Origin of the sequence: Corynebacterium sp. NML130628, from assembly GCF_001875665.1 — a bacterium.
In the GTDB taxonomy this organism is placed as follows: domain Bacteria; phylum Actinomycetota; class Actinomycetes; order Mycobacteriales; family Mycobacteriaceae; genus Corynebacterium.
This window is the reverse complement of the sequence record NZ_MLAL01000006.1, coordinates 1-12,248: the sequence shown is the minus strand read 5'-3', so window position 1 is coordinate 12,248 and position 12,248 is coordinate 1. Positions and strand designations below refer to the sequence as shown.

The following is a 12,248-nucleotide window of genomic DNA, read 5'->3' as shown; positions in this document are numbered from 1 at the left end:
AGGCAATAATGGCTGAACTTACCGCTCAATTGGTCTCGGTAGACCGTATGCTCTGGAAAGGTCCAGCGAGCATCGTGACTGCTCAGACTACCGAAGGTGAGATCGGCATTCTGCCTGGCCACGAGCCGCTCCTTGGCCAGCTCAAGGACAACGGTGTCGTGACCATCCGCCCAATCGACGGCGAGCGAATCGTCGCTGCCGTCCAGGGTGGGTTCCTTTCCGTGCAAGGTGACAAGGTGACTATTCTCGCGGATTACGCTATCTTCGCGCACGAAGTGAATCGTGACGAGGCTCAGGCTGGGCTTCAAAACATCGATGACGCGCTCGTGAAGTCTCGCGCAGAGGCTGAGCTTGCTGCTGTCCGTCGCAGTGAATCTCGCTAACGCGGTCACCGCGTAGGAGGAAGGTAGAGCGCCACGCTCAACCGTGTAAACCCCGCTGTTTAGACAGCGGGGTTTTCCTTTTATCTCCTGCTTGCACTGCACGCATTGGTGGCTAGAATTAAGCGCATATCTTCAGTAGTGTCTTTTGAAACGAAGCAGAGGTGCAACGTGATCGTTTTATTGTACGTGGCATTATGTTTCGTGTTCTTCGTCATCACTGTCTGTGTGTGGCGCTTTGTGATGTTCCGGAATTCGGGAGCGATCGGGTTGTTTCGCCTGCTTCCTGCGTCCGGGGTCCACGGCTGGCGACATGGGGTGCTGATCTATCACGGGGAAGAGCTTCGTTTCTATAAGCTGCGGTCGTTGTCGTTCCAGTATGATATGTGCATTGAGCGCACACAAACGAGCTTCGAGGGGATGCGGGCGCTCACGCAAGAAGAACAATCGTTCATGCCTGGCATTAAGGAAGCCGTGCTGCTTCACGGTCCTGAGGGGGATATCGAATTCGCCGGCCAGAAGCATGCGCAAATGGCGTTGATTTCTTGGATTGAATCCGCTCCAGATGAGCGGCAGGAGAAAGTCGACTACGAGGCGTTGCGTCGCCGTGCATTGCGCGACCGCGGTCGCGATCCACGCATTTAGAGGGAGGATTCCGTACAGTTTTGGACAAGCTGTAGCCTAGTAGCCATGCGTCTTGTCATTGCTCGCTGCTCAGTAGATTATGTTGGTCGCCTCGATGCGCATTTGCCGTCCGCGCTCCGCCTTATTTTGATGAAGGCTGACGGTTCTGTTTCGATCCATGCCGACGATCGTGCGTATAAACCTCTGAACTGGATGACGCCCCCGTGCACGGTACGTGAACAGGCCGTCGTGGACATCGATGGGGAAGACACGGGTGATGAGTTGTGGATCGTGGAGAACCCGAAAGGTGAGCAGCTTCGTATCACTGTAGAGGAGGTCGTCTCTGACACCACGGTGGAGCTGGGAGAAGATCCTGGCTTGGTGAAGGACGGCGTGGAATCCCATCTGCAAGAGCTGTTAGCGGAGCACATTTCTACGCTCGGTGAAGGGTTTACGTTGGTTCGTCGTGAATACCCGACGGCGATTGGCCCGGTTGACCTTTTAGCGAAAGATCCAGATGGTAAGACCGTAGCTGTTGAGGTAAAGCGCCGGGGTGGGATTGATGGGGTTGAGCAGCTCACCAGGTATGTGGAGCTTTTGAACAGGGACAGTGTGTTGCGTCCCGTGCAGGGAGTATATGCCGCCCAGGAAATCAAGCCTCAGGCACGGACTCTCGCTGAAGACCGTGGCTTCCAGTGCATTGTGCTGGACTACGATGACCTACGCGGGATCGAATCCGACGAGCTTCGGTTGTTTTAAGGAGCGATGCAATAGTGCCTCGCAGGAATCGGCGTCGGAATATCCAGCCGAGCTACGTGCTTCCACGGGATGGTTCTACTTTTATTGGAACCCAGGAAATGGAGGGGCCTGGCTGGACGCATGGCGAGATTTATAAGGTGCGCCAGATCGGCTCTGCTGCGGCTCGGAAGTTTTATGTTTGCCCGGGCTGTAACCAGAACATCCCTCCCGGAGTAGCTCACGTTGTGGCGTGGCCGAAGGAAGTGGGGCGCGGCGCGGATGACCGGCGACACTGGCACAAACATTGTTGGTCGAGGCGGTAGGGTATGAGGCATGATTGCAGCATTTTCAGTAGCACCAGCCGTCACTGATACACCGAACGCTGAAATGTCGCAGGCTGTGGCCCGCGCTGTGAAAGTCGTTCGCGAATCGGGGCTGCCGAACGAAACGACCGCCATGTTTACCACCATCGAGGGCGAATGGGACGAGGTGATGGACACCATCAAGCGTGCAACGCAGGCGGTGGAGGAGGTTTCTCCGCGCGTTTCGTTGGTGATTAAGGCGGATATCCGTCGTGGATTTACAGATATGCTCCACCAGAAGATGGAGTCCCTGAACAAGCATCTCGAGGAGAACTAAGACGTGACAGGACCACAATTTACGGCAGGAGCTGTTGATCTAGCTCAGGTAGCAAAGCAGGCAGAAGCGCGCGAAGAAATGCAACGCGAGGGGTTTGTGCCTGTGTTTACCGTCTCCGAGGCTGATCTGGAAGCCAAAGTGCTGCAGCGCTCGATGCAGGTACCAGTTGTTGTACATATAGGCAGTGCACGCTCGGCGGATTCGGAGTCATTGCGAGCTACGCTGACGAAGTTGGCTACTGGGCAGCGGGGTTTCGCCTATGCGTACGTCGATGCAGATGCAACTCCGCAGATCGCGCAAGCATTTGGCGTGCGGATGGTGCCGACCACGCTTGCGCTTGCAGCTGGGCGGCCGCTGACGAGCTTTGAGGGAGATCAGTCGGAGGAAGAGCTCAAGCCCTGGCTTGAGGCGCTGGTGAGCAATGTTGGTAAGCAGCTGCAAGGCTTAGATGATGAGCCAGCAGAAGACGCCGCACCAGCAGAGGATCCGCGCTTGGAAGAGGCGGCTCGGGCGATGCAGGCTGGTGACTTCGATCAGGCGACCGCTATTTACGATGCGATGTTGAGCGAGGATCCTGGCAACAAGGAGGTTGCGCAGGCAAAGGCGACGGTGGCCGTCGTCAAGCGGCTTGATCCTGCGAACCTGACGGTTGATCCGATTGCTGACGCATCGGAGCACCCTGACGATGTTGCGAAGCAGCTGGTGGCTGCTGATGCTGAGCTTGTCTCCGGTGCGCCTGAGAAGGCGTTCGACAGACTGTTGGGCTTAGTCAAGCAGTTCCCGGAGGCGAAGGAGCGGCTGCTCGAGCTCTTCGGGCTTTTCGACGCCGGCGATCCGCGTGTGCTCGCCGCTCGTACCAAGCTCGCGAGTGCGCTGTTTTAACGGGGCATGAAAAAGCCCGGGTCCGCAGGAGCTCCTGCCGACCCGGGCTTTGCTGTTCTAGCGGTGAAGTTTGTATAGCTGTGCGCTCATCGCTGGAACGTGCAACTCGATCGAGTGTGGGAAGTGATCCCACTGGACATCGTCGCTTTGCGCGGTGTGCGGCAGGTCGTTATTGGCGCCGCCGTAAACGCCTGCGTCCGTGTTGATGAGGAGCTCCCACTCACCGGTGACTGGCAGCCCAATCCGGTAGTTCGGCTGCGAAGAACCGGACATGTTGATGACGGCCAGTACTGGATTGCCATCGGTGTCCCAGCGCAGGTAAGCGAGGATGTTGTGTTGCGAGTCGTCGCCCTTGACCCACTGGAATCCGGATGGGACATTGTCTTGTGAGTACAACGCTGGGGTATCGACGTACACCCGGTTCAAGTCGCGGACGAGCTGCTGGATACCGCGGTGGTACTCGTGGCCCCAACCGTCGGAAATGTTATCCCAGTTGATCGAGTTTGCCTCGTCCCATTCAGTGGTTTGTCCCCATTCGCAGCCCATGAAGAGCAACTGCTTGCCGGGGTGGGAGAACATGTAGCCGAAGAGGGTGCGAAGGCCTGCTGCCTTGTTCCAGTCATCTCCGGGCATGCGCTGCCAAAGCGATCCCTTGCCGTGGACGACCTCGTCGTGGCTAAACGGCAGGACATACTGCTCGGAAAATGCGTACACCAGGGAGAAGGTGACTTCGTTGTGGTGGTATGACCGGTGGATCGGATCGAGGGAGAAATACTCGAGGGTGTCGTTCATCCAGCCCATGTTCCACTTCAGGGAGAATCCGAGGCCGTCGTGTTCCGTCATGGCGGTCACGCCTGGCCAGGCAGTAGACTCCTCCGCGATGGTCACAATGCCTGGGTGGTTGCGGTGCACCGTGGCGTTCATCTCTTGCAGGAATTGGACGGCGTCCCAGTTTTCGCGCCCACCAAACTGGTTTGGGAGCCACTCGCCAGGCTGGCGGGAGTAGTCGAGGTAGAGCATCGATGCGACGGCGTCGACGCGGAGGCCATCGATGTGGAACTCTTCGCACCAGTACAAGGCATTCGCGACCAGGAAGTTGCGAACTTCATTGCGTCCGAAGTCGAAGACGTAGGTACCCCAGTCTTTTTGCTCGCCACGTCGCCAGTCGGGATGTTCGTACAACGCGGTGCCGTCGAAGCGGGCGAGCGCCCAGTCATCCTTCGGGAAGTGGGCAGGGACCCAGTCGACGATGACCCCGATGCCTGCTGCATGCAGGTCGTTGACAAGGGCGCGGAAATCATCCGGAGTTCCCCAACGGGCGGTTGGGGCGTAGTACCCCGTGACCTGGTAGCCCCAGGAGCCACCAAACGGGTGCTCGGCGACGGGGAGGAATTCGACGTGGGTGAATCCGTTTTCTACCAGGTAGGGCACGAGCTCGTCACGCATTGTCTGGAAGGTGGCGTCCTTCTTCCAAGAGCCGATGTGGCACTCGTAGACACTCATTGGAGAGTTCGTCGGGTCTGCTTCGCTGCGCTTTTGCTCCCATTCCTTGTCTGTCCACTCGAACTTGGATGGGGCGGCAACGACGGAGACGGTTTCTGGTGGTGTGAGCGTTTGCTTCGCCAAGGGGTCGGCCTTGTCGATACGACGGCCATCGGATGTCTGCACCGCAAACTTGTAGGCCGTGCCAGCCTCGATGCCAGGGATGAAGATCTCCCACACGCCGGTCGAACCGAGGACGCGCATCGGGTACTGGTTGGGGTTCCACGCACAGAAGTCACCGACGACGGCTACACCCTGTGCGTTTGGGGCCCACACAGCGAACGAGGTACCAGTGACGGTGCCGAGCGTCGTCTCGTAGGTACGAACGTTGGCGCCGAGTACCTCCCAGAGACGCTCGTGGCGTCCTTCGCTGATCAGGTGGAGGTCGAGTGTGCCGAGAGTGGGCAGGAAGTGGTACGCATCGGCAACAGTGACTGGGTCACCTTCGGGATAGTGCACCTTGAACCGGTAATCAGGCGCTGTTGCGTCAGTCAATCCAATTACCCAGATGTCGTCACCGATGGGCTGCATCGGGCGGATCTCCTCGTGGATGAGCAACTCGACATTGGTTGCGCCGAGGAACCGGGTACGAATCACGGAGCCTTCGGGTGCTGCGTGCCACCCGTAGAAATCGTGAGGCGCATGGTGCTTGCACTCGAGGAGGCGGTGCCGGTCGTGCGCCGGGATCAGCAGTTCTGAGTTGACTGTGTTTGCAGACATAATGTTCTTTCTAGCGTCGGTTTCGTCGCGATTGTTATGGACGGTAGTCATGGTCTGAAATTTGTCGGAATGCGAGTGCCTCGCGTTTATGAGGCGCCACGTCAGGCAGCTTAAGAATGTGAGCGACGTTGACCTCTGGCGCTAGCCGCACATAGTTTTCTGAGCCCCAGTCGTAGTACGCATCTGTTACCAGCTCGTGGACAGCAAACTGCGCTCCATACTCGAGTCCGACTGCGGGGGCATCAAGGTAGAGCGTGCCCTCCTGTGCATTCCACGGATCCAGGTTGACGACGACGAGTACCGCGTTGCCAGAGATGGCATCGACCTTCGAGAACGCGAGGATCTGGTCGTTATCTACGTGGTGGAAGCGAATCTGGCGAAGTTGCTGTAATGCAGGTTGCGCCTTGCGGAAACGGTTCAGGGAAGTGATGTAAGGCTCAAGGGACTGACCGTTATCGAGGGCAGTTTGGAAGTCGCGTGGGCGGAGTTCGTACTTCTCCGAATGGTTGTATTCCTCGCTGCCTTCTGCAACTGCTTCACCTTCGAAGAGTTCGAAACCGGAATACACGCCCCATAGAGGGCTCATTGTTGCTGCGAGCGTTGCCCGAATCGCAAACGCTGCGGGCCCACCGTACTGCAAGGACGCGTGCAAAATATCAGGCGTGTTGACGAAGAGGTTCGGGCGGGAGACATCTGCAACGTCGACCATGTGCTCGGCAAAATCGATGAGGTCGCCCTTGGAGACTTTCCAGGTGAAGTGGGTGTAGGACTGAGAAAAACCTGCCTTGGAAAGGCCGTACATCACAGGTGGGCGGGTAAATGCTTCGGCGAGGAAAATCACGTCGGGGTCCGTTTCATGGACGCGATTGATCAACCAGTGCCAGAAGTTCACCGGTTTCGTGTGCGGGTTGTCCACACGGAACGTGCGGATACCGAGGCCTACCCAGTACATGACAACCCGGTAGATCTCTTCGTAGAGCTTCTCGGGATTGTTATCGAAGTTGATTGGGTAGATGTCCTGGTATTTCTTCGGTGGGTTTTCAGCATATGCAATTGTGCCGTCCTCCAAAATGGTGAAGAAGTCCGGGTGCTCAGTTGCCCACGGGTGGTCAGGGGCGGCCTGCAGCGCGAGATCAAGCGCAATTTCTAAGCCGAGTTTGTCCGCATGGTCGAGCATCGCGCTGAATTCTTTCTCCCCACCGAGTTGCGGGTGGAACGCGTCGTGGCCACCGTCGCTGGAGCCGATCGCCCATGGGGAGCCGACATCGCCGTCTTCGGCGACAAGCGTGTTGTCCTTCCCCTTGCGGTTGATCTCACCGATTGGGTGGATAGGCGGGAAGTAGACAGTGTCAAAGCCCATCGCCGCGACCCGATCGAGTGCTTTCGCTGTCGTTGCCCAGGTACCGTGCACCGGGTTGCCCTCTTCGTCCCAGCCGCCGGTCGACCGAGGGAAGAGCTCGTACCATGAGTTGACGAGCGCATCGCGTCGCTCTACATAAATATCGCAGATAGGGCCGTGGGTGACCAGCTCACGAAGTGGAAATGCGTTGAGCACTTCCAAGACCTCATCTGACAAACCGGCACGAATGCGTTCAGCCAACGGAAGTGCAGGGTTACCGAGAGCAGCGGCAGCGCGCTCAAGGATCTCCCGGTCCGGTGCCGGGGTCTGCGAAATCGCGGTTTCAAAAAGATGGATACCGTGGGCGATGTCATTCGCCATTTCTTCAGTCGTTTGCCCAGCTTCGAGCTTCTTGGTCACAGCATTACGCCACGTCGCCATGACATCGCTCCACGCATCAATGCGGTAGCGCCACAGCCCTTGGGAATCGGGGACAAACACTGCGTGGGTGTAATCCGGACGGTATGGCTCCTGCTGCATATGAATGGAGTACTGTTCTCCATTCGGGTCCGTAATTACAAGGCTTGCAGCGATAGCGTCGTGGCCTTCTCTCCACACCAGGGCAGAGACCGGTACAACCTCACCTACCACCGCCTTCGCCGGAAGAGTTCGCCCAGAAACTTGAGGGCGTACGTCGTCGATACCAAAGCGTGCAACCATGTCGTTTTTATCCTCACATGTGGCCGATGGAAGTCGGACACACCTAATAGGTGTGCTCTTTCTTCTCTCAGACTAGCTAACTCCTAAGGGAAATATCGACATAAGGGTTCGCTTTCATCCGTGGCAATGCTCATACAACGATATGGTTACATAGAGAGCTCAGCCGCTCCTATTTCTCACCACGTAGACGCCGAAGTAGAAAGAAGCCAGAATGGTAGCCGTGAACGAACCAACCACCGACCCAGATCTGCTCATCGACTTCCGAGGAGTCGAGTTTATTCGTGGAGGTAACACGCTTGTTGGCCCTGTCGACTGGCAAGTAGAACTCGACGAGCGCTGGGTCATCGTCGGGCCAAACGGCGCCGGCAAGACCACGCTGATACGCATGGCTGCAGCCCAGGAATTCCCATCACGCGGTGTCGCGTTTGTTCTGGCGGAGCGTATCGGCAAGACCGACATGCGAGATCTGCGGGCTGCAATCGGGCTGACGTCCTCCGCGATCGCCTCGATGATTCCGGCAAGTGAAAAAGTCGGCGATGTCGTCGTCTCTGCCGGATACGCCGTCGTCGGACGTTGGCGTGAGCAGTATGAAGACGTCGATTATGAGCAAGCCCTGGATGTCCTTGAACAGGTCGGTGCGATGCACCTCATCGACCGTGCTTGGGGAACCCTCTCTGATGGTGAGAAGAAGCGCGTCCTCGTCGCCCGCGCAGTCATGATCGACCCGGAGCTACTTATCATGGACGAACCCGCGGCAGGCATGGACCTCGGCGGACGCGAAGACCTTATCGCCTACCTCGGCGACCTCGCGCTTGACCCCGATGCGCCAGCGATGGTGATGATCACGCACCACCTGGAAGAGATCCCGTATGGTTTTACACACGCCATGCTGCTCGATGAAGGAACGGTTATCGCCCAAGGGCTCATCGAAGACGTTCTCACCAGTGAAAACGTCTCGAGGGCGTATCACCAGCCAATTGAAGTGCAGCACGACGACGGACGGTTCTACGCCCGTCGTGCACGAAGCACGCGAAGTGGTGCGCACCGCGCATAACACGCGCAACACACCACGGGAGGAGGTGGAGCACCGTGTACCGTAAAACCGGCGCGTTTTCCGTCAATGCAACAGACGCAGTCGACGCCACAGAAACCAGTGGGTTCAATGGGGCACGCCTTTCCGCTACCGTCATCCTCATCCGAGACACCCGCGACGGCATCAAAGTATGGATGCAAGAACGCGTCATGAGCATGAAGAACTACCCAGGAATGACCGTTTTTCCCGGTGGAGGCGTCGATAGCCGTGACTTCCCGCCCCGTGCCTGGAACGACGGCAACCTATGGATCGGAAAATCCGCTGTCTCGGTCGCACGCACACTTGGCGTGACGAAGTACAAAGCACACGCTCTACTCTTCGCAGCAGTACGCGAACTGTTCGAGGAAACAGGAACGCTGCTCGCAGTCGACGACGAAGGCACCCTCCTCAGCGACGCTCGCCCATTCCACGACCAGAGACTCAAACTCGTCTCACACGAAATCTCACTCACTGACATGCTGCAGGAAAATGACCTCAACGTCTGTAGCGACCTCCTCATCCCATTCGCACGATGGGTGGGCTGTTCACAGCGAGGAAACTGGTTCGACACCTTTAGCTTCCTCGCTCAAGCACCCACCGGCCAGGAACCGGACGCAGAAACCGGCGAAGCGGACGACGCTAACTGGTTTTCTCCCGACCTCCTCATGGAAGGATGGCGCGCCGGGCTCGTCCGTCTCGCGCCCTCAACCTGGGGACAACTCCAAATGCTGTGCTCCTGTGACACGTTCGAAGACGCAGTCAAACTTGCGCGCGATGCGGACCTACGGCCAATCATCGGCGACCCAGCAGAGGACCCCCGCTACCACGAGTTCTTCCACGAGCACCCAGTCGAGAGGATCGGGACACCAAAATGAGTTTCACCCTGGACGAGGTTACGTTTCTGCGGGATAACCTCCAAAGAATTTCGGCACTCGGTCCGGACCTCGAACTCACGCCAAATACCCTGATTCGTGACAGGAAAGCGCTGGAGAAAGAATTCGGCGACCACGCTCGTGTTGTTTCAGAGTTGCTCGCTGCGCAGCGCAACGCGCACGGGAAAATGCCAAACCACTGGCTCACCGACAGCGATGCCGCGCAGCAAGCGACACCGCAACTCGTCGCTGAATACAGGGCACAGCTCATCATCGACATTGGGGCAACAACGGTCCATGACGTGACGTGCTCGGTTGGAAGCGAAGGGGCGTCGATAAGAAGGAAACAACTCGCCTGGATCGGCTCAGACCTCGACTGCGTACGGCTCGCGATGGCACAAACGAACCTTTCCGACGCCCACGTCCTCCTCTGCCAAGCCGATGCCCTGCACCCCATAAGTAGCGCCGACGTCATCGTGGCCGACCCAGCACGTCGAGCCAACGGCCGACGGATCACTGACCCGGCGAAACTCCTACCGCCACTCCCAGACCTCGTGGACGCGCACCGCGGACGAGAGCTCGCCGTAAAATGCGCACCCGGAATCGATTACAGCGAATGGGGCGGACTCGTCAGCGTCGCCTCCGTGGACGGCGGAGTCAAAGAAACCTGCCTCTACACAGAAGGCTTCGGAACGAACATCAGAGAAGCCGTAGTGCTGCGCATGGATGGAACGCAAGAGAGGGTGCGATCGAACGAGCCCGACGACACCACTATCGCAGAACCCGGCACGTGGATGATCGAGCCGGATGGAGCAATCATCCGCGCCGGACTTGTTCGCCACTGGGCGCATCGACACAAGCTGTGGATGGTGGATCCGCACATTGCATTCCTCACAGGAGACGAATTACCCCCAAACTCCAGCGGATTCCGGCTTGTAGAAGCAGTCCCGTTCAAACGACTCAAGGCAGCGCTGACCAAGTACCAAGCAGGGGCACTTGAGATCCTCGTACGGGGTGTTGATGTCAACCCTGACCAGCTACGAAAGAAACTGAAGCTCAAAGGGTGCCGCCAGATGGCCGTGCTCATCGCTCGTACCGGCAGCAGCCCGACTGCATACATTTGTGAGGCAAGACAGCATCAGCGCGTAGGGTAGTGCGCATGAAGTATCTCGATCACGCTGCAACTACTCCCATGCGTCAGGTAGCTATTGAGACCTGGGTCGAACACGCAGGAGCGCTGAACCCCGGGGCACAGCATGCGGCGGGGCGTCATGCTCATGCAGTACTTGCCGACGCAAGGGAACAGGTTGCGGAGCTGCTTGGGGCGGATCCAGTTGAGGTCATCTTTACTGGATCCGGTACGGAGGCCGACAACATCGCGGTCCGAGGGCTCTACTACGCCATGCGCGGCGAGCAGGGGGACAGGGTGGTGTGCTCACCAGTTGAGCACTCGGCGGTACTGGAGACTGTCAAAGCTCTCGGAGCAGAGCACGTGGATTGGCTCCCAGTAGGTGACGACGGCCACCTCACGGACCTCGGGGCGCTCGGTTCCCCTGCAGCTGTTGCAGCTGTGATGTGGGCAAACAATGAAACCGGTGCGCTCCAGCCCGTCGAGGAAGTTGTGCGCAGAGCTTCGCGTCAAAACACACCTGTCCACGTTGATGCCGTGCAGGCCGTCGGCAAGATTCCAGTCCATTTCCATGACCTTGGCGCTACAACTTTGGCGGCAAGCGCACACAAATTTGGTGGACCACGCGGGACAGGCCTTTTGCTGGCGAAACGCTCGCCGACGCCGACGGTATCAATACACGGTGGTGGCCAGGAACGTGGACTGCGACCGGGGACAGTAGATGTCGCTTCCGCTGCGGCGACCGCTGCGGCGTTGGCGGAAGCCTGTTCTGAGATGGAACAAGAGCGCGCACACGTAAAGCAACTTCGCGATGCGCTCATCACTGGCGTACGGCGGGAGGTTCCGGATGTCGTGGTAACCACCCAGGAACCAGCAGTGGAAGGGCATGCACACTTTATGTTCCGTGGTGCGCACGGGGATGCAATGCTCATGTTGCTGGATACGCTGGGAATCGCTGTTTCGACAGGATCAACGTGTGCGAGTGGTGTTACCCGGATGAGCCATGTTCTCGAAGCGATGGGCGTAGAAGAAGAACTTGGCTTGGGCGCGTTGCGGATCTCGCTCGGGCGAACGAATACGCAGGAGGACATCGACTACTTTGTCCGACACATCGCGGACGTCGTTGCGAAGGCCCGCGCAGCTGGGAACATGTAGTTTTATCGCGCGAGGCGACGTAGTTGTTTGTCGGGCCCGGACCAGTACGAGCATCATGCTGGTTCGGGCCCTTCATACTTTCGACCCAACCCAACAGGGGTAAAACGCGGGGGTAGCAACTGTTCAACGATCACGAAAAGGTCTGCCTTATACGCCCTAGCAAGCCTTAGGTTGGTAACACTTGTCTGCTAACGGTTTTGGGTATCAAACTGCAATGCATTAATAGCCCGGCATACGCGTGTCGAATGACACCTGTCGTGCCTGGTAATCCCAGTTTGCTTAGTATTCTCTTACCTATGATTGCATGTGAGCGTATATTATGCGGTGGTTTTGATTGTTGAACACCTGCTGACAGGTGTCGGTGGGTTTGTTGAACATGTTGGTTTGTCTGGGGTGATTGTTGAGCATTTTTCGGGTCATGTGTGCAGGTTGCGGG

At 57.8% G+C, this 12,248-nt stretch carries 12 protein-coding genes; 10 read left to right on the top strand and 2 right to left on the bottom strand.

Translation table 11 applies throughout. From position 1 onward, the window contains the following. Positions 1-8 precede the first annotated feature (8 nt). The 6 genes from BJP07_RS00535 (at position 9) to BJP07_RS00510 (ending at position 3,263) form a co-directional block, all read left to right on the top strand. The gene (locus BJP07_RS00535) at positions 9-383 is read left to right on the top strand and encodes a F0F1 ATP synthase subunit epsilon (protein WP_071565566.1); all 375 of its coding nucleotides are present in this window, start codon (positions 9-11) and stop codon (positions 381-383) included. A gap of 168 nt (positions 384-551) precedes the next feature. Next, positions 552-1,025, top strand: a complete 474-nt coding sequence (locus BJP07_RS00530) for a DUF2550 domain-containing protein (RefSeq protein ID WP_177222486.1) — start codon at positions 552-554, stop codon at positions 1,023-1,025. Between the two features lie 45 nt (positions 1,026-1,070). After that, positions 1,071-1,763 carry an endonuclease NucS gene (gene nucS / locus BJP07_RS00525; protein WP_071565564.1) on the top strand — a complete coding sequence of 231 codons (693 nt, stop codon included), beginning with the start codon at positions 1,071-1,073 and terminating at the stop codon, positions 1,761-1,763. Positions 1,764-1,777: 14 nt separating this feature from the next. Next, positions 1,778-2,065, top strand: a complete 288-nt coding sequence (locus BJP07_RS11355) for a hypothetical protein (protein ID WP_071565563.1) — start codon at positions 1,778-1,780, stop codon at positions 2,063-2,065. A gap of 10 nt (positions 2,066-2,075) precedes the next feature. Further along, positions 2,076-2,381, top strand: a complete 306-nt coding sequence (locus BJP07_RS00515; protein ID WP_070479533.1) for an MTH1187 family thiamine-binding protein — start codon at positions 2,076-2,078, stop codon at positions 2,379-2,381. A 3-nt stretch (positions 2,382-2,384) separates the two neighbouring features. Continuing rightward, positions 2,385-3,263 (top strand): tetratricopeptide repeat protein, encoded by an 879-nt coding sequence (locus BJP07_RS00510; RefSeq protein ID WP_071565562.1) that lies wholly within the window; start codon positions 2,385-2,387, stop codon positions 3,261-3,263. Between the two features lie 57 nt (positions 3,264-3,320). Here BJP07_RS00510 and glgB read toward each other — a convergent pair whose 3' ends face one another. Both glgB and BJP07_RS00500 read right to left on the bottom strand, forming a co-directional pair. Continuing rightward, positions 3,321-5,525 (bottom strand): 1,4-alpha-glucan branching protein GlgB, encoded by a 2,205-nt coding sequence (glgB, locus tag BJP07_RS00505; RefSeq protein WP_177222485.1) that lies wholly within the window; start codon positions 5,523-5,525, stop codon positions 3,321-3,323. 34 nt (positions 5,526-5,559) lie between these two features. Then, positions 5,560-7,584, bottom strand: a complete 2,025-nt coding sequence (locus tag BJP07_RS00500) for a maltotransferase domain-containing protein (RefSeq protein WP_071565560.1) — start codon at positions 7,582-7,584, stop codon at positions 5,560-5,562. Between the two features lie 211 nt (positions 7,585-7,795). Between BJP07_RS00500 and BJP07_RS00495 the strand changes: the two genes are divergently transcribed. The 4 genes from BJP07_RS00495 to BJP07_RS00480 are packed head-to-tail and all read left to right on the top strand — an operon-like array spanning position 7,796 to position 11,812. Next, positions 7,796-8,638 (top strand): ABC transporter ATP-binding protein, encoded by an 843-nt coding sequence (locus tag BJP07_RS00495; protein WP_071565559.1) that lies wholly within the window; start codon positions 7,796-7,798, stop codon positions 8,636-8,638. Positions 8,639-8,673: 35 nt separating this feature from the next. Further along, a complete protein-coding gene (locus BJP07_RS00490) occupies positions 8,674-9,531 on the top strand; it encodes an NUDIX domain-containing protein (RefSeq protein ID WP_071565558.1) in 858 nt (285 codons plus the stop codon). Beyond that, complete coding sequence (locus BJP07_RS00485; protein WP_071565557.1) at positions 9,528-10,682, top strand: SAM-dependent methyltransferase; 1,155 nt, start codon at positions 9,528-9,530, stop codon at positions 10,680-10,682. Before BJP07_RS00490 ends, BJP07_RS00485 begins: the two co-directional genes overlap by 4 nt. A 5-nt stretch (positions 10,683-10,687) precedes the next feature. Beyond that, positions 10,688-11,812, top strand: a complete 1,125-nt coding sequence (locus tag BJP07_RS00480) for a cysteine desulfurase family protein (protein ID WP_071565600.1) — start codon at positions 10,688-10,690, stop codon at positions 11,810-11,812. Positions 11,813-12,248 lie beyond the last annotated feature (436 nt).